Source organism: Pantoea sp. GM_Pan_4 (genome assembly GCF_026541005.1).
GTDB lineage: Bacteria > Pseudomonadota > Gammaproteobacteria > Enterobacterales > Enterobacteriaceae > Pantoea > Pantoea dispersa.
Genome location: NZ_JALNUZ010000001.1, coordinates 590,860 through 609,208 on the forward strand (window position 1 = coordinate 590,860; position 18,349 = coordinate 609,208).

General features: G+C 50.3%; 25 protein-coding genes. 12 read left to right on the plus strand and 13 right to left on the minus strand.

Annotation, left to right across the window (positions count from 1 at the left end):
• Positions 1-76 precede the first annotated feature (76 nt).
• The 6 genes from OXR61_RS02850 to OXR61_RS02875 all read right to left on the minus strand — a co-directional run bounded on the left by OXR61_RS02850 (position 77) and on the right by OXR61_RS02875 (position 5,628).
• A complete protein-coding gene (locus OXR61_RS02850) occupies positions 77-2,251 on the minus strand; it encodes a polysaccharide biosynthesis tyrosine autokinase (RefSeq protein WP_021506309.1) in 2,175 nt (724 codons plus the stop codon).
• Positions 2,229-2,702: a hypothetical protein gene (locus OXR61_RS02855; protein WP_021506310.1), complete on the minus strand. Its 474-nt coding sequence runs from the start codon at positions 2,700-2,702 to the stop codon at positions 2,229-2,231. Before OXR61_RS02855 ends, OXR61_RS02850 begins: the two co-directional genes overlap by 23 nt.
• A gap of 5 nt (positions 2,703-2,707) precedes the next feature.
• Complete coding sequence (locus tag OXR61_RS02860) at positions 2,708-3,844, minus strand: polysaccharide export protein (RefSeq protein ID WP_031279219.1); 1,137 nt, start codon at positions 3,842-3,844, stop codon at positions 2,708-2,710.
• 80 nt (positions 3,845-3,924) lie between these two features.
• Positions 3,925-4,527 carry a LuxR C-terminal-related transcriptional regulator gene (locus tag OXR61_RS02865; protein ID WP_241492993.1) on the minus strand — a complete coding sequence of 201 codons (603 nt, stop codon included), beginning with the start codon at positions 4,525-4,527 and terminating at the stop codon, positions 3,925-3,927.
• Entirely contained in the window at positions 4,469-4,741 is a 273-nt protein-coding gene (gene yjbE, locus OXR61_RS02870) for an exopolysaccharide production protein YjbE (RefSeq protein ID WP_058785630.1), read from the minus strand. The genes OXR61_RS02865 and yjbE overlap by 59 nt, the downstream gene beginning before the upstream one ends.
• A 185-nt stretch (positions 4,742-4,926) precedes the next feature.
• Positions 4,927-5,628: a hypothetical protein gene (locus tag OXR61_RS02875; RefSeq protein ID WP_058757643.1), complete on the minus strand. Its 702-nt coding sequence runs from the start codon at positions 5,626-5,628 to the stop codon at positions 4,927-4,929.
• Between the two features lie 862 nt (positions 5,629-6,490).
• Here OXR61_RS02875 and OXR61_RS02880 point away from each other — a divergent pair.
• The 6 genes from OXR61_RS02880 to OXR61_RS02905 all read left to right on the plus strand — a co-directional run bounded on the left by OXR61_RS02880 (position 6,491) and on the right by OXR61_RS02905 (position 9,620).
• Positions 6,491-7,066: a LuxR C-terminal-related transcriptional regulator gene (locus OXR61_RS02880; RefSeq protein WP_021506314.1), complete on the plus strand. Its 576-nt coding sequence runs from the start codon at positions 6,491-6,493 to the stop codon at positions 7,064-7,066.
• A 228-nt stretch (positions 7,067-7,294) separates the two neighbouring features.
• Positions 7,295-7,807 (plus strand): GNAT family N-acetyltransferase, encoded by a 513-nt coding sequence (locus OXR61_RS02885; protein ID WP_021506315.1) that lies wholly within the window; start codon positions 7,295-7,297, stop codon positions 7,805-7,807.
• A gap of 275 nt (positions 7,808-8,082) precedes the next feature.
• Positions 8,083-8,250: a general stress protein gene (locus tag OXR61_RS02890; protein ID WP_021506316.1), complete on the plus strand. Its 168-nt coding sequence runs from the start codon at positions 8,083-8,085 to the stop codon at positions 8,248-8,250.
• Positions 8,251-8,436: 186 nt separating this feature from the next.
• Positions 8,437-8,634, plus strand: a complete 198-nt coding sequence (locus OXR61_RS02895; protein ID WP_031279223.1) for a hypothetical protein — start codon at positions 8,437-8,439, stop codon at positions 8,632-8,634.
• The gene (locus OXR61_RS02900; RefSeq protein ID WP_021506318.1) at positions 8,634-9,419 is read left to right on the plus strand and encodes a hypothetical protein; all 786 of its coding nucleotides are present in this window, start codon (positions 8,634-8,636) and stop codon (positions 9,417-9,419) included. Before OXR61_RS02895 ends, OXR61_RS02900 begins: the two co-directional genes overlap by 1 nt.
• Positions 9,420-9,497: 78 nt before the next feature.
• Positions 9,498-9,620, plus strand: a complete 123-nt coding sequence (locus tag OXR61_RS02905; protein ID WP_021506319.1) for a hypothetical protein — start codon at positions 9,498-9,500, stop codon at positions 9,618-9,620.
• Positions 9,621-9,665: 45 nt separating this feature from the next.
• Here the strand turns inward: OXR61_RS02905 and OXR61_RS02910 are convergent, their stop codons facing one another.
• On the minus strand, positions 9,666-12,017 hold the full coding sequence (locus tag OXR61_RS02910; RefSeq protein ID WP_021506320.1) for a phosphoketolase family protein: 2,352 nt from the start codon (positions 12,015-12,017) through the stop codon (positions 9,666-9,668).
• Positions 12,018-12,298: 281 nt separating this feature from the next.
• Here OXR61_RS02910 and OXR61_RS02915 point away from each other — a divergent pair, with 281 nt between their 5' ends.
• Both OXR61_RS02915 and OXR61_RS02920 read left to right on the plus strand, forming a co-directional pair.
• Positions 12,299-12,598 carry a hypothetical protein gene (locus OXR61_RS02915; RefSeq protein WP_021506321.1) on the plus strand — a complete coding sequence of 100 codons (300 nt, stop codon included), beginning with the start codon at positions 12,299-12,301 and terminating at the stop codon, positions 12,596-12,598.
• Between the two features lie 193 nt (positions 12,599-12,791).
• A complete protein-coding gene (locus OXR61_RS02920; protein WP_021506322.1) occupies positions 12,792-12,992 on the plus strand; it encodes a hypothetical protein in 201 nt (66 codons plus the stop codon).
• A gap of 31 nt (positions 12,993-13,023) precedes the next feature.
• Here OXR61_RS02920 and OXR61_RS02925 read toward each other — a convergent pair whose 3' ends face one another.
• The 6 genes from OXR61_RS02925 to OXR61_RS02950 form a co-directional block, all read right to left on the minus strand.
• Positions 13,024-13,290: a biofilm development regulator YmgB/AriR family protein gene (locus OXR61_RS02925; protein WP_021506323.1), complete on the minus strand. Its 267-nt coding sequence runs from the start codon at positions 13,288-13,290 to the stop codon at positions 13,024-13,026.
• A gap of 53 nt (positions 13,291-13,343) precedes the next feature.
• A complete protein-coding gene (locus tag OXR61_RS02930) occupies positions 13,344-13,634 on the minus strand; it encodes a hypothetical protein (protein ID WP_021506324.1) in 291 nt (96 codons plus the stop codon).
• Between the two features lie 164 nt (positions 13,635-13,798).
• Positions 13,799-14,044: a regulatory protein YcgZ gene (gene ycgZ, locus OXR61_RS02935; RefSeq protein ID WP_021506325.1), complete on the minus strand. Its 246-nt coding sequence runs from the start codon at positions 14,042-14,044 to the stop codon at positions 13,799-13,801.
• A gap of 474 nt (positions 14,045-14,518) precedes the next feature.
• Positions 14,519-14,704: a general stress protein gene (locus tag OXR61_RS02940; protein ID WP_071813571.1), complete on the minus strand. Its 186-nt coding sequence runs from the start codon at positions 14,702-14,704 to the stop codon at positions 14,519-14,521.
• Between the two features lie 276 nt (positions 14,705-14,980).
• A complete protein-coding gene (locus OXR61_RS02945) occupies positions 14,981-15,442 on the minus strand; it encodes a YetF domain-containing protein (protein WP_021506327.1) in 462 nt (153 codons plus the stop codon).
• Positions 15,443-15,454: 12 nt separating this feature from the next.
• A complete protein-coding gene (locus tag OXR61_RS02950) occupies positions 15,455-15,961 on the minus strand; it encodes a hypothetical protein (protein WP_021506328.1) in 507 nt (168 codons plus the stop codon).
• 232 nt (positions 15,962-16,193) lie between these two features.
• On the opposite strand from OXR61_RS02950, the gene OXR61_RS02955 reads away from it, so the two are divergent.
• The 4 genes from OXR61_RS02955 to OXR61_RS02970 all read left to right on the plus strand — a co-directional run bounded on the left by OXR61_RS02955 (position 16,194) and on the right by OXR61_RS02970 (position 18,345).
• Positions 16,194-16,685: a nicotinamide-nucleotide amidohydrolase family protein gene (locus tag OXR61_RS02955; protein WP_267410727.1), complete on the plus strand. Its 492-nt coding sequence runs from the start codon at positions 16,194-16,196 to the stop codon at positions 16,683-16,685.
• 317 nt (positions 16,686-17,002) lie between these two features.
• Positions 17,003-17,170, plus strand: a complete 168-nt coding sequence (locus OXR61_RS02960) for a general stress protein (protein ID WP_021506330.1) — start codon at positions 17,003-17,005, stop codon at positions 17,168-17,170.
• A 158-nt stretch (positions 17,171-17,328) separates the two neighbouring features.
• Positions 17,329-17,802, plus strand: coding sequence for a ferritin-like domain-containing protein (locus OXR61_RS02965; protein ID WP_021506331.1), 474 nt, complete (start codon positions 17,329-17,331; stop codon positions 17,800-17,802).
• 27 nt (positions 17,803-17,829) lie between these two features.
• Positions 17,830-18,345: a DUF892 family protein gene (locus OXR61_RS02970; protein WP_021506332.1), complete on the plus strand. Its 516-nt coding sequence runs from the start codon at positions 17,830-17,832 to the stop codon at positions 18,343-18,345.
• Positions 18,346-18,349 lie beyond the last annotated feature (4 nt).

Below are 18,349 nucleotides of genomic sequence, written 5' to 3' on the forward strand. Positions count from 1 at the left end.
AGTTTTATTTTTCCACTGAACTTATCTTTGATTAGCTACCAGATGCTCTTTAATCCCTTTTTTAATGCCTGTGAAGTTACCTGGTCTCATCGTATGCGTAAGTATTATTCCCATAACCGTAGGTATAATAATTCCTGAAACTATTAGTGATCATATTGAGTACGCAAGCCTGTACAGTGATATTGCACTGAGTGAAACGTTTAATACTCAGTTCAATTTCGCGCACAGTGTTAGTTTGATAACGCGCCACCAGCAGTAACGTCCCAATGTGTTTTCCAATCAGCACTGCATCGGTAACAGCCAATACAGGTGGTGTATCGATAATCACAAGATCATAATTGTTTGACGCCCATTTTATGAGCTCCGGCAGAATCGGCCCCATCAATCTTTCTGCTGGATTAACCGGGGTTTTTCCTCGTGGTAAGAAATCAAAATCGTAATTATCTTTTTGGACGCGGGTTATCGCCGTTGGAAATGGTGCCTCTCCCGAAAGCACTTCAGCCAGTCCCGTTGCGTTGCTGACCCCGAACACCTTGTGTCCAGTACCCCGGCGCATATCGGCATCAATTAACAGTACTCTTTGCCGCGTCAGCGACATAATGGCAGCGAGGTTTGAGCTAATAAATGTTTTACCCGCCTCTGGTGTTGCGCCAGAGATCATCACCACATTATTATTCGCCTCCTGCATATTGAAATGTAGACTGGTGCGTAAGCTACGAATTGCCTCAATGGCGAGATCCGCTGGATTCTCGGCTGCTAAAAAGTTGAAACTATTTTTCCCCTGCTGGCGGAACGACTTTATACGACCGCCAGGTGTGCTTTTTAACCACTCAGATTTAGGGATACTGGCATAAACATGCAATCCCGCCTGTTCGAGTTGATCGGCTGAATCAATCCCGCGATGAAAGAAAATCCGCAGCAGTATCACGCTAACCGAAAGAATAAACCCGAGCACAGCGCCAGCCAGGGTCAACAGAATTTTCTGCGGCCGGACGGGTTTTGGGGCCGCGACAGCAGCATCAACAATTCGCACATTGCCAATCGCACTTGATTTCGCAATGCTCAACTCCTGCTGGCGATTCAGTAATTGCATATAGACTGCGCGACCTGACTCCACATCGCGGCTGAGACGCAGCACTTCCTGCTGAGTTGATGGCATTAACGATACTTGTTTAGTTAATTTCGCTTTCTGCTGCTCCAGGGTGCTTCTTTTTTCCAGCAACGCTTTATAGGTGGGGTGCTCTTTTGTATAGAGTTGCGAGACTTCAGCCTCACGGAAGGTCAATTCGTTTAGCTGATTATCGACATTGACCACCTGATCGAGAACTGACTTCGCTTCTAACGATAGATCCACCGAGTCTTTCTGCTGGCGGTAAGCATTTAACTTATCTTCAGCATGATCGAGTTCGCTACGCACCTGCGGTAACTGCTGATTTAAAAACTGGAGACTCTTCGCATCCTGAGCGGCTTCACGATCAATATTTTGCGCCAGATAGTGGTAGCTCAGGTTATCGAGAATCCTGCTAATCTTCTCTTTATCATCACCTGTCAGCTCAAGCTCGAGCATCCCGGTATCTTTACCCTGATCAGCCACCGTCAGAATTGACTGCAATCTATCCACCGCAGCCAGTCGGGTGTACTCCTTTACGATAAAGCGTTCCCCCGGCTGGGCATTAATCTGTTCAACTAACAGTGAGAGTCCTGCCTTGTTTAATGGCTGACCGACGCGGCCGGTTGCAGTTTGATCATCATAGTCAACGCTAAAATTCTGACTATCGATAACGGTTATCACCGCTTTACCGGGTTCGATGTCTGTAGTGGTGGATAGACGCAGTTTTGCGACAGTCAACGTGCCCGCCTCTTCCCCTGACAATCTTGCAATCCCTTTACCTACCAGCGGAAAGTATTTTTTATGTACCTGAATGCGTAGATTCAAATCGTCAACCGTTTGCCCTACCACCATTCTCGACTGGATCAGGGAGATTTCCGGTGCCGATATGGGTTGGCTGTCGGGTAACATCTGGCTAAGACTGTCAAGAATGGCATTTCCCTGTTTCTGCTCAACCTGTATTAACGCATCAGCCCGGTAAACCGGCGTCGCCAGCAATCCATACAGTACAGCCAGTAACGTGCAACAGCTGGTAATGGTAATGATGAGTTTCCTGTGGTCCAATAACTCAGCAATGTATCTCCCCAGTTCGCCTTCATCCGGGCTTCTGACACTTTGCTTATTGGTCATCATTGTGGTCATCTTTATTTCCTGATTTTTTATTGCCGAGTCTACTGACCCATTGATCGCAGGCCTGAACGATCAGATTGAGCACTGATTCGTATGCGGCATCACTTTTTTTGTAAGGGTCAGGGATGTCCCGATTGCCGTTCCAGCGCCCCAACAGCATGACTTTTCCCCTTAACTGAGGTGCCATAAGGCAAATCTTTTCCAGTTGCTTCTGTTCCATGACCAGCAATAAGCCATATTGATTGGCCTCAGTGATATCGAAACGTCGGGCGATGTGCCCTTCAAGGGAAATGCCCAGTCTGGCGGCAATGCGTGCAGCGGTGGCATCAGCCGGGTGACCGACCAGCGCCTTAAGACCGACAGAGGCAATTAATTTGTGTGGAAATGCCTGTGACAAAATACGTTCTGCCATCGGTGACCGGCAGATGTTCCCAGCGCAAATGAGCAAAATTGATTCAAACATGGTGATTACCACTGGCGTATATCGCGCACAGCATCGGCAAGGTCATAGACACCACCGATGGTGGGAACCAACTGTGAGATGACACGATTCCAGCGTACAACCGGTGCAGTCGTGACATATACGATGTCATAAGGCTGCAGTTGAAATGCTGTACTCAGAACCATTGCCGCAGCATCTTTGGCATTCAATTGATAAATATTCGCCAGTTTACGGCTGCCTGTATTTTTACGTAGTGGGCGAATAACAAAGATTCCCGATGCATCTGCCATTTCTTGTGACACACCTTGTGCATTACCCAGCGCTTCAGCGAGAGTCATGCCACTTCGGTCCATTTTGAGCGTCGATTGTTTGTTCACTTCCCCCATGACAAAGATCTTGAGATCATCATTACGCGGTACGAATAAAATATCGCCGGGAGACAATAACCGGTTTTGCCGTAAATCCCCCTGCTGCATTAATGCCTGGAGGGAAATCAAACTGTCTTTCCCGTTGTGTGTCAGCACCACATTGCGCCAGTCTGCATCGGGTGCTAAGCCACCTGCAGCATTGATAGCATCCATCACGGTTAACGGGATATTGCTGATCGCCTGCTGACCGGAACGAACCACCTCGCCAGTCACATAAGCTTTTTGGGAACGGAACGCGGCAACACTGACATCCACTTGCGGGCTTTCAATGAAGGTTTTCAGGCGCGACGTTATTTCGTCACGTACCTGTTCAATTGTCCGACCAGCCACCTTAACTTTACCGATGTAAGGGTAAAAAATGGTGCCATCGGTGTTGACCCAGTTGCCAGTATCGCTGGCACTACGATACTGCCCTGCCGGTGTAGTCAATTCAGGATGGTCCCACACTGTCACCATCAACACATCGCCAATACCTATACGGTATTGGTATTGCTTAATTGCATCATCGAGTTGTGTGTTTTCACTTGAAATAACGCTTTTAGGTTTGAGAGATTCAATTAATCCGGGAGTCATAGGTATAACGCTAACATATTCATCAATATTAGTATAAGAATCCATTTGCTCTACCACATCTTTGTTATTGGTAGATAAAGTCTGCCCGGGGATTAGCGTACAAGCGGAAAGTAATGAGACAGCCAGCGCGATTGCGCATAGACGTAAAGATGATTCAATCATGAGTTAAATTATTAGCCTATTAAATAAATTAAATACCCTACTTACCTTTAATAATAAATAAACAGGCATGACAAACATCATCATAAAACTGCATTTTTAATTCCAGAGTTCTCTGGCAACGTATACAAGAGGTTTTTAAAGGCCGACATATCCCGATGAAGCATCGGCAAGTTACTCACTTTTAACTTCCTTAGAGCTGAATTCTTTTGCGCACTAATGGTTTTAGGACTTAATCCTCTCACGCGAGAAATTTCCAAAATGTTTTCGCCCTTAAGTAATGCTCTCATAACATCGATCTCTCGCGGTGTCAGATACATAGTTTGTCTCTCTGCGATTAGTTTGTATATATTATGAAGCAGAGATGTAAGACCCTGACTAAGATTATGGCTCAATATGAAACCAGCAAGAAAACTTTGAATAAAATATATATCATCAGAGTAGACACTGATGTTTTTATACATCCTTATTGTTTTTAGATCTGAACTCATTGAAATGGTTACACCTTCCAGTCCCGCTTTATGAATTTTGAGCAACTCGCTTAGCCCCAGATTAAAATAATGGTCTTCGGATAAGATCCTCATGTCTTTTAACCTCAGTAAAATTCCGTCTGACCTTGAATCGTCGTTACTTCCCAGGGATGGTGCTTGTCGTCGTTGTTGTGCTCGTGTTACTCCCTCCTGCATTCAATGTTGCCAGGGCGACTCCCGTCAGCACTGATATTGCAGAAATCCCGATAGCAAGTGAGCTACCCACTGCGTAGGCTGTAGCAGCATCTCCGGCCGCTACACCATTATTCTGAATATAAGCGGCTCTATCTTTACTGTTAACGTCTTCCGCGATCGCGTTCGTGCTGACAACTACCGCCATCAGAAATACAACAATTAATGAATTCCTCATGATCTTCCCTTTTAAGGTGAGATAAAATTAAGTGAGCTGTAGTAATTTCGGATACGCTACCGCCCCTGGTTTACTGGCACCAATGACCTTTGAAACAAAGCTATTCTTTCCACTTATTTTTACTAACTTAAAATTTAAATACATGCTGCAGTATTTATGGGATACAGAACTTGCAAAGCTAATGGTTATTTGAAATGAATATCAAACCAGGTATCAAGCTGCTCTATCTCTTCCAGAGGCACACTTTTAAAACACTGTCCCTGCATGGCGCTGATCTCTTTTTCAAGAGAAACAATTTCACTTTGATCGCTTATATCGGCAACGATAATAAAGTTGCAGTAGCGCATGACATTTTTAGTGATCACCGGCCATATGACAGATTTAGAATAAGCATTAAAAAAATCGCTGCTTATTCTCACCCCGTCATACAACTTTTCCTGTAAAGCCTTTAGATTCGCGCTGCCCGATCCAAGATCTCCCAACCATAAAATATAATTATTGGATAGAATTTCCAGCAGACGATTATTTTTCCCATCAGAGAGATTCGGGAAATCTTCCGAAATTTCTAAACGTAAAAAAGGCTGTAGTTTTGCTAAGGATGCAATTTCAGCATCCTGTATTAAAAGGCACGCCCTCTCGAAATCAATTTCAATGGAGCATAAAATACCCTTACTCAGGAAATACTCTTTTTTTTTCTCGATCAGATTTAGTTGTTCCCTCAACAGCTCTGCTGTTGTCCTTCCATCTCCCCAATACCCGAAGAGTTTCCCTGGTAAGGCACGCTTCTTTCGAATCCTGACCGCTAGCACCATGCCGTCTCTTCCAACAATCGGCTCAGCAAACCATCCGCGACCTGCATTACAGATTAGTGATTCGGAATGATACATATGCAGCATATTCCATAATGAGCATCAGATTGTTCTCATTTTATGATCACTTTAACCAATCAATAAACCACTTATGATCGGAATAAACTATGTTTTTACCTATCAAATTTGAGATTTTGATCGAGAAATCCATTTTAAACTGCAATTATCAGATTAATAATCCACAAATAATTGAGAATATAGTTATATATATTATTAAATATATTAATAATGACTTATTATTCTGGCAAATAACCATTACCACAAATAATACAAGTACTTAATCAGGCGCTTCTGTGATGGCTTTTCACTTATATCCATACGAATAGTCAGTTATTTAATAAAAACAATCGACAGGAGAACCCTGACAGGATTCATTTAAGAATGGATGCCTGATTAAAAAGCATAAATAACCTTTACGTTTTTATAACGCCGGGTAAATATCATTTTTAAAACCCTTCCCTCATCTATCAATTCGAGTAGTCATTTAAGCTCAGCGTCATGCTAATACTTTGACATGTGAAAACTTTGAAAGATTCTGCACGATTACCATGGTACTCAACCGTTACTCATTAATTTTATCCAGGTAAGAAAGGGTGAACACAACCTGAGGTCCGATCCTTACGCACAGCAGATGACGCATCCTGTCGTCACGCAACTTTCCGACGTTGATGTTTGTGCCATTTGTACTTGTTTGATTGTTCCCGGCAGGTTGCATTTACAATTTCGCTACCTGGCTGCTTTTAAGAGATCCCCGCCCCTGCAGTCCACCCGCCATCCCAGACATTTCTCAGCCTTTTCCTACAACCTGACGCTGGCCGTCTGATATCGGCTCAGCGCGGTTTCCGTTCAAATGGGTTAACCGCGAGCACAGGAGGAAACAATGCTGAACATCTTCACTATGGATAGCGACCGCTGGATTACGGAAGGTCTGCGCCTCTACTTTTCCGGGCAGATGATAAGCTGCCTGACGCTCACCTCGCCGGATGACCCGATCCCCACCGGACGCGGGCGTAACGTGGTAATCAGCGAGCTGCATTTTGCCAATAAAAACCTGGAAGAGACGCTGCGCAGCCTGCTGCTGATGCAGCTTAAAACACCGGGCGTCGAGCTGGTGATTCTCACCGACATCAGCGATGAAGCCGTGCTGAATTACGTGGCCCGCCACCTGAAGAAAGCGCTGATCCTGAGTAAAAAATGCCCGCTGGCGACGCTGGTCAGTGCGGTGCTGACGCCGGAAAACGTTGCCGCCGCACCGCACGGCAACGCCGATGTGCTGACCGAGCGCGAGTTCACGTTGCTGCGCTGGCTGGCGGGTCCGCGCCGCATGACGGAGATCGGGCATGCGCTGCACCTCAGCAATAAGACCATCAGCCACTACAAGAACACCATCTCACGCAAGCTGGGGTGTAAAAACCACATGGATTTTTACCATCGCCTCACCAGCTACGGCTTTTAATTCGCGCCTCCCGCCTCAATTCAGGATGTTCAGCCCGCTGGACATCCTGCGCCTGCCTCCTTTCCTGTTAAAAAATCAAGACATTCAGCCAACTTCCTTACCGCAAAAGGGATGACACCCGGTTTGATTCGCGCATAATGACGGGTCACCTGTACGGGCAGGATGCCCGCTGACACCCCCACTCTGCCGTAACGCAGGATAAAACATAAAAACTGAAGGAAGACTGGCATGGAATTCACCATACGCAACGCGCAGCCTGATGATGCCGAACTGCTGCATCAGCTGGGGCGCATGACCTACAGCGCCCACTTCAAACATATGTGGGTCTCCGAAGCCGAGCTGGATGAATTCATCGACAAAGAGTACGGCCTGGCCGAACTGCGCAGCAGCCTGGTGGCCCCCAACGAAAGCTGGCTGATTGCCGAAACCAACAAACCCATCGGCTTTGCCAAAGTGACCTGGAATACGCCGGTACCGGACTCCGGCATGAGCGGTGCCCAGCTGAATAAGCTCTACCTCAATCCGCAGGAAACCGGTAAAAACTATGGCCGGCGCATGTTCGAAAGCATTATCCACGCCGCACGCGATAAGCAGGAAGGCTATCTGTGGCTGGAAGTGATGGGTGAGAACGTGCGCGCACGCAAATTTTATGAAGCCTTTGGCATGCAGCACATCAAAGACATTCCTTTTATTACTGCTTCGCAGCAGAGCATCCTGCAGATTTTAGGCATGGTTATTTAGCGTGGCTCACGGCGCCGGGTCAGCTGTCTGGCCCGGCCGGTTGGGTGCACTGGAGTGTTTCATTTTATTACTTCACCGCCGCAAAAATTTTAAATAAGCGCAGCGCCAGCGCAGAATTATTGTTATTTCAACAAACTAAGATAAAAAATAAAAATGCCCTTTTTATGCGCCGTCACGCTTGCAGAAATAGCACCAGCGATTAGTATTAAATACGCAACACGCACATGACAGCGCAACAACGTCATGTTATTTATTACTCATGAAGAGGATATATTATGACTCAGCATCGAGGCGGTTCAGGTAATTTCGCAGAAGATAAACAGAAAGCATCAGAAGCCGGTAAAAAAGGCGGACAGCACAGCGGCGGCAACTTTAAAAACGACCGTGAAAAAGCGTCCGAAGCCGGTAAAAAAGGCGGTCAGAGCAGCAATCGCGGCTCGTGATTAGCCGGCCAGCACAGGATGAGGCGGCCATGGCGCAGGGAGCGCGCCGTTACCCCCCGGATTATTGTCTTACCCTGCGCTGACTTTCCTCACGTTTAACAGATAACTCTGAAACCGCCTGAATCTGGCAGAAAACGTTATATGATCAATTAACTATTTATTGCCTTACAGGAACAGCCTGACGTGATATTGCGCTATTTTACCTCTCTTTTTTCCAGTCCGGAATCATTACTGCAGGTGATGAGCCGCCAGGATATTCGTGAATCCATTCAGGAAGGTGACCGGATTATTATTGACGAAGACGGTAACGCTTCGGTTAATCCCCTCAGTCCGCAGGTACAGCAAGACTTCGCCGATCATATTAAGCGCTTAAAGGATATCTGATGGGAACCGCGATATTTATGGTGCTGATGGTCTGCGGCTACTGGTACACCAGTCGCGATATGTCCAGCCGCCTGAAAATAAAACGCTCCTTTGGCTGGGACGTCTATTTTCTCATTGCGCTGTACGGCTGCATTTTTGTCGTTCAGGGCGTGGTCGCCACCGGCCTGGTCTGGCTGCTACTGCTGGCGGCCTCGGCCATCAATAACAGCCTGGCGCTGTCTGCCGATCTCCATGCGCGCTGGCACGTCGATTTCATGACATGGAGTTTTCTCGGCATTCAGGCACCGGTGGTGATCATGCTGGCGTTTGCCGTGCTGTTTTGTGTGTATCGTTCCAATGCCGGCAGCGCGCGGCTGACCGCCGGCAGTCGTAAAGAGCTGTATCAGCGCCTGTCCCGCTCTAACGGTATTGAACAACTGCTGCTGCACTGCATGGAAGAAGGTGAACTGGCCTGGGTCACGCTGAAATCGCGCCGTATCTACATCGGCATGATTCACGCCGCCACCTTTGAATATCCCAGCACCGCCAATATCGTGCTGATTCCGATGCTCAGCGGCTACCGCGATTCGCGCACGCTGAATCTGGCGATTGAGCATAACTACAGCCGCTGGTATCACCAGCACGAGATTAGCTTTGTCTCCAAACCCAAAAGCGCGCTGGAGTTCCGTAAGGTGCTGATGGTCGACCAGATTGAAAGCCTGTCGCTGTTCGATCCGGCCAGCGCCAGCGCACTGGCTATGGGGAAACATCAGCAAACTGAGAAGCGGCAGAATGTTCCGGGCTGAGCCGCGCAGCCGCCCTTTACATCCGCGCAACTGGCAACGGTGGCGCGGGTTCACATGGTAACCGTTAAGGAGTATACAATGACCGATCGTCCCGTTCACGGCGACCAGCCGGATTACGATCCGCGTAAAAACAGCCCCGAGCCGAAGCCGAAAGATGACGAAACCAGCGCGCCTGAATCCGGGGATAAACAGGCCGAATAAACCATAAACCGCCTTCTCAGGCGGTTTTTTTTCGCCCGGCCCGGATTAGCCCGGCCACAGCCAGTCACGCACTTCCGGCACGTCTTCACCGTGTTCGCGCACGTAGCGATGGTGCTCCGCGATGCGCTGCTGCAGGTCGTCGAGCAATTCAGGATGGCGATCGGCCAGGCCCGGCACATGCAAAATCGCCGCCTGCGCCAGATGATAGCGGTCCAGTTCGTTGAGCACCGTCATATCAAACGGCGTGGTGGTGGTGCCCTCTTCGTTAAATCCGTGCACGTGGAAATTGGCGTGATTGCTGCGCTGATAAGTCAGACGATGAATCAGGCTGGGATAGCCATGAAAGGCGAAAATCACCGGTTTGTCGCGGGTAAACAGCGCATCGAAATCCTCTTCCGACTTGCCGTGCGGGTGCTGCTGCTGCGTCTGCAGTGCCAGCAGATCCACCACGTTGACCACGCGAATGCGCAGCGCGGGCAGATAGTTTCGCAGCAGATCCACCGCCGCCAGCGTCTCCATGGTGGGCACATCGCCGGCGCAGGCCATCACCACGTCCGGCTCGCCGTCATCGCTCGCCCAGCGCCATTCGCCCATACCCGCCTCACAGTGGGCAATGGCGCTGTCGATGTCCAGCCACTGCGGTGACGGCTGCTTGCCGGCGACAATCACGTTGATGCGATCCCAGGTGCGCAGACAGTGATCGCCCACCCACAGCAGGGTGTTCGCGTCCGGCGGCAGATAGATGCGCACGATATCCGCCTTTTTATTCGCCACGTGATCGATAAAACCGGGATCCTGATGGCTGTATCCGTTGTGATCCTGGCGCCAGACGTGTGAAGACAACAGATAGTTGAGCGACGAAATCGGCTGACGCCAGCCCAGTTTGCGCGTCACCTTCAGCCATTTGGCGTGCTGGTTAAACATCGAGTCGACAATATGGATAAAGGCTTCATAACAGTTAAACAGCCCGTGTCGTCCGGTCAGCAGATAGCCCTCCAGCCAGCCCTGACACTGGTGCTCGCTGAGAATTTCCATCACCCGACCGTCACGCGCCAGCTGCTCATCATACGGTTCGATATCTGCCATCCAGCTGCGGCTGGTGACGTCAAAAACCGGCGTCAGGCGATTCGAGGCGGTCTCATCTGGCCCGAACAGCCGGAAGTTATCGGCGTTGCGCTGAAAAATCGCGCTGAGGTAGTGGCCGAACTGTTTAGTGGCTTCGCCGCGCTGGCTGCCCGGCGCGCCGGTGTCGAGCGCAAACTCGCGGATGTCCGGCGTGTTGAGCGTGCGTTGCAGCCGGCCACCGTTGGCATAGGGCGAGGCGCTCATGCGTTTATCCCCCTGCGGCGCCAGCGCACGCAGTTCCGGCCTGAGTTTACCCACCTCGTCAAACAGATCGTCCGGCTGATAGCTGCGCAGCCACTGCTCTAACACCTGCCGATGCGACGCGTCTTCGCGACATGCCGCCACCGGCACCTGATGCGCACGCCAGAAATCTTCCACTTTTTTACCGTCCACCTCTTTCGGGCCGGTCCAGCCCTTCGGGCTGCGCAGCACAATCATCGGCCAGCGCGGGATCGCCTGCTCTGTCTGGCCGCTGCGCGCCTGCTGCTGATAAGTGGCAATCTTATCAAACGCGTTATCCAGCGCTGCCGCCATCTGCTGGTGCATGTCGGCCGGCTCGTGCCCGCAGACAAACAGCGGCTCATAACCGTAACCGCTGAACAGCTGCTGCAGATCGTCATCACTGCTGCGCCCCAGCAGCGTCGGGTTGGCAATTTTGTAGCCGTTCAGATGCAGGATGGGTAGCACCGCACCATCACGCTGAGGATTGAGGAATTTGATGCCGTGCCAGCTGGCGGCAAGCGGCCCGGTTTCGGCTTCGCCGTCACCAATCACGCAGGGTACGATCAGCTGCGGATGATCGAAAACCGCGCCAAACGCGTGCGACAGCGAATAGCCCAGCTCGCCGCCTTCATTAATCGAGCCCGGCGTTTCCGGTGCCGCATGGCTGGGAATGCCGCCAGGAAACGAAAACTGCTTAAACAGGCGCTGCATGCCTGCAGCATCTTCACTGATGTGCGGATAGATCTCGCTGTAGCTGCCTTCAAGCCAGCTGTTCGCCACCATCCCCGGACCGCCGTGCCCCGGACCACAGACGTACAGCAGATCCACCTCGCGCTGGCGGATGATGCGGTTGAGGTGCGCATAGATAAAGTTCAGGCCGGGCGTCGTGCCCCAGTGGCCAAGCAGTCGCGGCTTAATATGCCCGGGCTGCAACGGTTCGCGTAACAGCGGATTCTCCATCAGGTAGATTTGCCCGACGGACAGATAATTGGCGGCGCGCCAGTAGCGATCGATCAGCGCCAGTTCATCGGCGGCACTCGGATTGGTCATGCCTCTTCTCCTTTGGTTAGCCATCAGTTAACCCTAATAGAGGATAGGCGATGCTGCGAGCCAGACGGTATTTCTGCACTGTTGCTATTAACCGCTGCGCTTATTCAATCTTTCACGAAAATATAAGCGCAGCGGTAAAAGCTGTACACGTAAATATTTTTTTCATTTTGTGCACTATTTAATGGGTCGTGACCCGCAAAACTGGCGCTTTTTCACTTTTGGTCTATTGTGCCTTTTACAGGTAATACCAGTAGAAAATAGAAAAATAAAAGGATCCTAAAATGGACTATAAAATGTTCGCTAACCGACTGCAGCAGTGGCCGCAGTTACATTTTACGGCGATTGAACTGCAGCAACGCGAGATGGCCTGCGAGATCTACGCCACGGCGGCTGAGCACCAGACCATGAGCCAGCTGTTTATTTGTCGCGTCAGTGATGAAAAAAATGCGCAGGAATTAATCAGGCAGTATCGCAGCTGGCTGCATAAATTTAATCTCGGTCGCAGCAGGCGCGATAATTCCCGCCCGCCGCGCAGCGTGTCGGTGAATGTTCCGGGCGCAATAAGCGCAGCGCTAAAATAGAGTTATCGGCATGCTTAACCATTTTTTAGTTGCATGAATCTGCTACAGCAGCGTATTACTATTCGCGCAGCGTGATAACACCTGGCAATCTGTCTGACGAATAACCTGTGCCATTTTCACTGACAGCAGAAAAAGGTGTTGGGTTGTTATCACCTGTGCAACACTGTACGGATATACAAGTCCCGGAGGTGACGTGAAACAAGTCAACCGTCCTGCACCGGATCTGTATGCGCTGATAGGCATCGCGGTGACGGAATTTATCAGGGAAGGTAGCGTGTTCAGGATACATGACGTGACGCAGGTGCTGCATACGATGAAAGCAGACGCGCGTGATGAGGATTTCCGGCATCGCTGCGATGCCGCAATAAGGCTACTGGCAGATCTTATGCACTGAACCGATCCCCGCCTGCGCGGGGACCTCTGCGTCAGGCGTCGTCTGGCGTATAACCCACCACAATTTCCAGCGTTCTGCGCAGCACACTTGCCTGCGCTTCATCCTGTGTCGCTTCCAGCGCCATAATCAGACAAAGAATGATGGATTTGTTACTGACGCGGCCTTCGCTGGCCAGCACGCTACGAATGACATCATTCAGTACCGCGGCTTCTTCACTCAATGCCACTCCGGCATCGCGAAAATGCGCCGCCAGTTCCGTGTCCGGCAGCGCAGAATAGAGAGAGTGATTCTCCGACATCGTTCTTTTCCCGTACTGTGAGCAATACAGTCAGATTATAATTTAACGGTCAGTTAATGCTTGCGGCTGCCGCCAGCCTGACCGTTGTGGCCAAACAGTGGATGCACGTTATCGCGATCCGGTTGTTCGCCACGCCGCTTTTGTCCAGCCGTCATGCTCGACCGGACTTCATCGATTGCCGTGCGAATCGCAGCCGCCTGCGCATCATCGCTGGCCTGCTGCTGCATAATGTGGAGCTCATCCAGCAACGCCTGGGTGGTGACTGGCCCGGAACGCTGCAGCAGCGTTAACGCCGCTTCGCCGATGATCTCATCAATAAGAGTCTGATGTTCGCTTCTGTTCATATCATAATAAATCTCTGCATGCTGCCTGCCCCAACCGGGAACGCGACAGAAAAACAGCGCCGCTATCCCGCGGCGCGATACAGCCCGTCACAAGTCATACATGCAGTGATACGTTATCAGAATGGCGTTTTCGTGTGTACAACCTGGACGCTTTCGCTTCGCTCTCAGCTTTCGCGCTCAAACAGCAGGCCAATCAGCTGGTGATAGTGGTGCTCTTCTTCCGTAGTAGAAGCAAGCTCCAGACGACGCAGCAGTTTAGTACACAGCGATTTACGGTTCAGATTACGGCCTTCACGCAGGATTTCGACCACGACCTGGCCCAGCGTCTCCTGCTGCGAAGGCAGCGTGGCTTTGCTAAAATAGTTGGCAATCGCCTCGACTGAGTTCGGAGTGTATCCGTTCTGGCGCATAAGTGACTCCCGTTAACATTAAGTTGTCAGAAAAATGTTCTGGCTAAGTTGTACAAGTTTTTCAAAATCTGTACAAGAGGATAAACAACTGAATGGGGGATTTTTGTTGCAAAAAGTGCTACCGAAAAGTTATTAACCCGCACTCAAAGTGAAATTTTTTAACATCGCCGCTGCCCGATCAGGTCCACCTTAATAATGAGTCGCTGGCGTATTACGTCATTATCAGTGCTACCGAATCTGCCTGTTACTTATTTCCTCTCGCGCTAATAACCGTTACTGCTGGTTGCAGCCGTTGCGCTTAATGTGCACTGCCGCATCTCATTCTTTAGTACCCTGCGGCGCAGCCGCTGATAATATAAAATGCGTGCGGCGCAATGGTTCACTTCCTGAATTGCGCCGCTGCGTTAGCGATTAAGACTGCCTGCATGGCAGCTTAAGGATTACGCTGACTGCATTTACCTTAAAGAAGGCGGTTTAAGCTTCCGCCGCTGCGGTTTTGCCGCGACGACTTACTTTTCCACCGCGTCTGCCCGCTTCTACTGCCCTTTCAGGACAGTTTTTAAAATTCCCGCTGCTGACGCTGCCGCCTTTTTTACCCGCTTCGCGAGCACGCTCGGTATTTTCTGCAAAATTACCTGCACCACCACGTCGTTGTGTCATATGTCACCCCATTGATAAAAATAATTAAGTAGTTAAACGACAGAATATCTCCACACAGGAACAATATGGATGGGATTGGAGATAAAACAACATTTAATATGCATATTTGCGCTGACAAAAAGCCATGCGCAAATGGTTATTTTCACCGCTGCGCTTATAGCGGGTTGCTTGTAAAGATTTTTTTCTCAAACTTGTACAAAATAATTTTAGTGGTATAAAATCAATTAATTAACAAAAGTGTGATCTACATCACAAACAAGTATTGAGAGATTGTTGCTATTTTTCAGTTTTATCTGAATTTTCCGGGATGATGGAAATATGACCGCTCACTTCCAGCACCGCGTATTTAATTTGATCGATGCGTTCCAGTCCCTGACCTGAACGTGCGGCCTCGAGGATATCTTCCCGACTGATGCCCGACATTTTTAGCCGCTGCGTTAATATCCGGCCATGCTCCACCAGAATCAGCGGTCCTCCCTCCGCCATTTGTTCGAATAGCGGAAAGCGCGCTTTGAGTTTGCCCAGCACAATATCAATAGTGATTAAGGTAATGATGGTGAGGCTGGCACCGGTAACGGAAAAGTCATCACCCAGCAATGCCTGCTGTGTGGCTTCGCTAATAATCAGCAGCAGAATCAAATCGAATGAGGTCATTTGCAGCAGTGTGCGTCGACCGGCAATTTTAAATACCACCATTAACAACAGATAAATGGCGGCTGCGCGTAATACCGTTTCCATAACGCTCTCCTTTTATGGGTAAATCCACTGCGATACCTTTACCGGTACCTGATGATTGACGTGCACGCTCAGCGCAACCCGTCCCGCCGCCTGCGGCTGAATCCCCAGCCAGATCACATGACCTTCTGCCGCCTCGCTGGCGTAAGTAAGCTGCAGCGTGTTATCCCGCGTGATGGCCTGCTGTGGCTGTGGCTGTAGCGTCTGGATCTGCAAATCGTCTAACGCGCCGCTGCCTAGCGTGACGGTGAAATGCTCGCCGCTCTGCGGTGCCACGCGAATCCGCAGGTTCATATTGCTGTCGATGCGACCAAAACGTTCATAGCGAATGCTGACGGAACCATCAGCCGACTGCGCCTGCCCGTCGCTTAATATGCCTTTGGAAAACAACCCGCAGGCACCCAGGATCACAATCACCATTAGCACGTATTCACCGATACGCTGTATAACGCTCTCCCTGCGTTGCCAGCGCATATCCTCCTGCACCGGATAATCACGGCTGGCTAACTCATCTTTCTTCATGGTGTTATTCCTCTTGCAGTTAATTAGCTGACATCATGTCGCTCCGGTTATTCCCTCTTCGTTCTGAATTTTAAGCTTAGCGGTAAACGCCGGGAGCTTCGGTAACAGTTTAATTCGGCTGAGCAGCGGTGCAGAAATTACGCCTATAATTCGGATGCACGCCGCTGGCAATGCATATGAGCAGCGGCAGAGACGGCGTTTATTAATTTCACTCTGACAAGGGATACAGAATATGGATGAAGAACTGGTTAATTTAGCGACCGAAGTGGGTAATAAATTACTGGCCGCCGGCCTGAGCGTCACCACCGCCGAATCCTGCACCTCTGGCTGGGTCGGTTCCGCGCTGGCGGCCGCCAGCGACAGTAGCCGCTTTTACAGCAGCGGCTTTATTACTTACACCAATCAGGCGAAGCAGCGCGTGCTGGGCGTCAGCGCAGAGACGCTGGCGCTTGATACTGCCGTCAGTGAAGCCGCGGTACGGGAGATGGCCTGCGGCGCGAAAAAACTCTCCAGGGATACGCTGGCTATTGCCGTCAGTGGCTATGCCGGCCCGGACGGCGGTGAGGACGGCACGCCAGCCGGCACCGTGTGGTTTGCATGGTGTCTGGCAGATGGCAGCGTGCACACCAGCCGGCAGTGGTTTTCAGGTGAAGGTGAAGAAGTGGTGCGCAAAGCAACCCTTTTTAGTCTGGCGGAATTGAACCGTCTGCTCGACGCTATTTAGCGCCGCTTCGCCGTTCAATGATTAAACGTAAATAAATAAGACGGGCGGATAAAATTCCCACCGGAGGAAAATGTGTTGAGCATAAATAATCATCAGGCAGGTTAAAAGCGAGACCGTAATATTGGCCGGCTCGCTAAAAATAGCGTGGTTATTTTACACCACAATCTCCAGTCTTCTCATCAATATAGCGTTAGCGAGGCGTGAAAAATATAGCCGTCGCGCTTGTCAGTGAGGCAGCCTGCATTAGTATTAAGTGTGCAAAACATGCATGGCGGCAGATGCGTCATGTTATTTATTACTCATCACGAGGTAATAGTATGACAGAGCATAGAGGCGGTTCAGGTAATTTCGCAGAAGACAAAGAGAAAGCATCTGAAGCGGGTAAAAAAGGCGGACAAAACAGCGGCGGTAATTTCAAAAACGACCGTGAGAAAGCGTCCGAAGCCGGCAAAAAAGGCGGACAGAATAGCCATCGCGATTCCTGATGCGCTGTAACGCAGAGTAAGGAATGTCTCGGAGCAGGGAATGCTCCGTCATCAACAGGATGACAGGGATTTATTGCTTCGTTTCATTCCCTCTCTTTAATCGCGTTATCACTTAATGGCTTCAGCCTCCCGTTAATCACCGATTCGGAGAATATTCCATGAAAGTTAAATCGCTACTTGATCTTTTTATTCACGATCTTTCGGACGTTTACAGCGCGGAGAAACAGATCACCCGTGCGTTACCCAAACTGGTCCGGGCAGCCTCCGATGAAAGTTTAAAAAACGCTTTTCAGCAACATCTGGAAGAGACCCAGGGACAAATTGAGCGCCTCGATCAGGTCGTAGAGAGCCACGATGAGCTGCGTATCATGCGTATGAAGTGCCATGCGCTGGAAGGCCTGGTAGAAGAAGCGCAGGAGCTGATTGAATCCACCGAAGCCGGCCCGGTGCGCGATGCTGGCCTGATCGGCGCGGCGCAGAAGGTTGAGCACTATGAAATCGCCACCTACGGCACGCTGGTGGCCATGGCGAAAAAGCTGGAGCTCAACCAGGCCGCAGAGCTGCTGGCCGCCACATTAGCCGAAGAAAAATCCACCGATGAAAAACTCACGGATATCGCGGAAAAGCAGTAACGCGACTGCCGTACAACGGAGGTATATATGACGACCACATCCGCACTTTCGCATTATCACGACTGGCTGCGCGACGCTCATGCCATGGAAAAACAGGCCGAAACCATGCTCGAACAGATGGCAAAACGCCTGGAAAACTACCCGCAGCTGCGTGCACGTATTGAGCAGCACATCGAAGAAACCCGCCAGCAGCAGTCTTTGCTGGAATCCATTCTCGACCGTCACGGCATTTCCCACTCCAGCGTGAAAGACGTCATGGGGAAAATGGCCGCCATGGGCCAGGCCTTTGGCGGTACCTTCGCGGAAGACGAAGTGGTGAAAGGCGCTATCAGCGGCTACGTGTTCGAGAATGCCGAGATTGGCAGCTACACCAGCCTGATTAGCGCCGCCACGCGTGCCGGGGATCAGGAGAGCGTGGCCATTCTCAAACAGATCTGTGAACAGGAGATCGCGATGGCGGACTGGATGTTAACGCACATGCCTGAACTGACCGATCAGTTCCTGCTGCGCAGCGAAGACCCGGACGCGAAAGCGAAACGCTGATTTT

What these genes read in the sequence shown, in the direction of transcription:
- yjbE (WP_058785630.1), bottom strand. Translation starts at nt 4,741, where the DNA reads ATGAGGAATTCATTAATTGTTGTATTTCTGATGGCGGTAGTTGTCAGC.
- ycgZ (WP_021506325.1), bottom strand. Translation starts at nt 14,044, where the DNA reads ATGCGCCAGAACGGATACACTCCGAACTCAGTCGAGGCGATTGCCAAC.
- OXR61_RS02960 (WP_021506330.1), top strand. Translation starts at nt 17,003, where the DNA reads ATGACAGAGCATAGAGGCGGTTCAGGTAATTTCGCAGAAGACAAAGAG.
- OXR61_RS02890 (WP_021506316.1), top strand. Translation starts at nt 8,083, where the DNA reads ATGACTCAGCATCGAGGCGGTTCAGGTAATTTCGCAGAAGATAAACAG.
- OXR61_RS02885 (WP_021506315.1), top strand. Translation starts at nt 7,295, where the DNA reads ATGGAATTCACCATACGCAACGCGCAGCCTGATGATGCCGAACTGCTG.
- OXR61_RS02905 (WP_021506319.1), top strand. Translation starts at nt 9,498, where the DNA reads ATGACCGATCGTCCCGTTCACGGCGACCAGCCGGATTACGATCCGCGT.
- OXR61_RS02925 (WP_021506323.1), bottom strand. Translation starts at nt 13,290, where the DNA reads ATGTCGGAGAATCACTCTCTCTATTCTGCGCTGCCGGACACGGAACTG.
- OXR61_RS02915 (WP_021506321.1), top strand. Translation starts at nt 12,299, where the DNA reads ATGGACTATAAAATGTTCGCTAACCGACTGCAGCAGTGGCCGCAGTTA.
- OXR61_RS02860 (WP_031279219.1), bottom strand. Translation starts at nt 3,844, where the DNA reads ATGATTGAATCATCTTTACGTCTATGCGCAATCGCGCTGGCTGTCTCA.
- OXR61_RS02965 (WP_021506331.1), top strand. Translation starts at nt 17,329, where the DNA reads ATGAAAGTTAAATCGCTACTTGATCTTTTTATTCACGATCTTTCGGAC.
- OXR61_RS02900 (WP_021506318.1), top strand. Translation starts at nt 8,634, where the DNA reads ATGGGAACCGCGATATTTATGGTGCTGATGGTCTGCGGCTACTGGTAC.
- OXR61_RS02940 (WP_071813571.1), bottom strand. Translation starts at nt 14,704, where the DNA reads ATGACACAACGACGTGGTGGTGCAGGTAATTTTGCAGAAAATACCGAG.
- OXR61_RS02865 (WP_241492993.1), bottom strand. Translation starts at nt 4,527, where the DNA reads ATGCAGGAGGGAGTAACACGAGCACAACAACGACGACAAGCACCATCC.
- OXR61_RS02850 (WP_021506309.1), bottom strand. Translation starts at nt 2,251, where the DNA reads ATGACCACAATGATGACCAATAAGCAAAGTGTCAGAAGCCCGGATGAA.
- OXR61_RS02950 (WP_021506328.1), bottom strand. Translation starts at nt 15,961, where the DNA reads ATGAAGAAAGATGAGTTAGCCAGCCGTGATTATCCGGTGCAGGAGGAT.
- OXR61_RS02910 (WP_021506320.1), bottom strand. Translation starts at nt 12,017, where the DNA reads ATGACCAATCCGAGTGCCGCCGATGAACTGGCGCTGATCGATCGCTAC.
- OXR61_RS02875 (WP_058757643.1), bottom strand. Translation starts at nt 5,628, where the DNA reads ATGTATCATTCCGAATCACTAATCTGTAATGCAGGTCGCGGATGGTTT.
- OXR61_RS02855 (WP_021506310.1), bottom strand. Translation starts at nt 2,702, where the DNA reads ATGTTTGAATCAATTTTGCTCATTTGCGCTGGGAACATCTGCCGGTCA.
- OXR61_RS02955 (WP_267410727.1), top strand. Translation starts at nt 16,194, where the DNA reads ATGGATGAAGAACTGGTTAATTTAGCGACCGAAGTGGGTAATAAATTA.
- OXR61_RS02945 (WP_021506327.1), bottom strand. Translation starts at nt 15,442, where the DNA reads ATGGAAACGGTATTACGCGCAGCCGCCATTTATCTGTTGTTAATGGTG.
- OXR61_RS02930 (WP_021506324.1), bottom strand. Translation starts at nt 13,634, where the DNA reads ATGAACAGAAGCGAACATCAGACTCTTATTGATGAGATCATCGGCGAA.
- OXR61_RS02970 (WP_021506332.1), top strand. Translation starts at nt 17,830, where the DNA reads ATGACGACCACATCCGCACTTTCGCATTATCACGACTGGCTGCGCGAC.
- OXR61_RS02880 (WP_021506314.1), top strand. Translation starts at nt 6,491, where the DNA reads ATGCTGAACATCTTCACTATGGATAGCGACCGCTGGATTACGGAAGGT.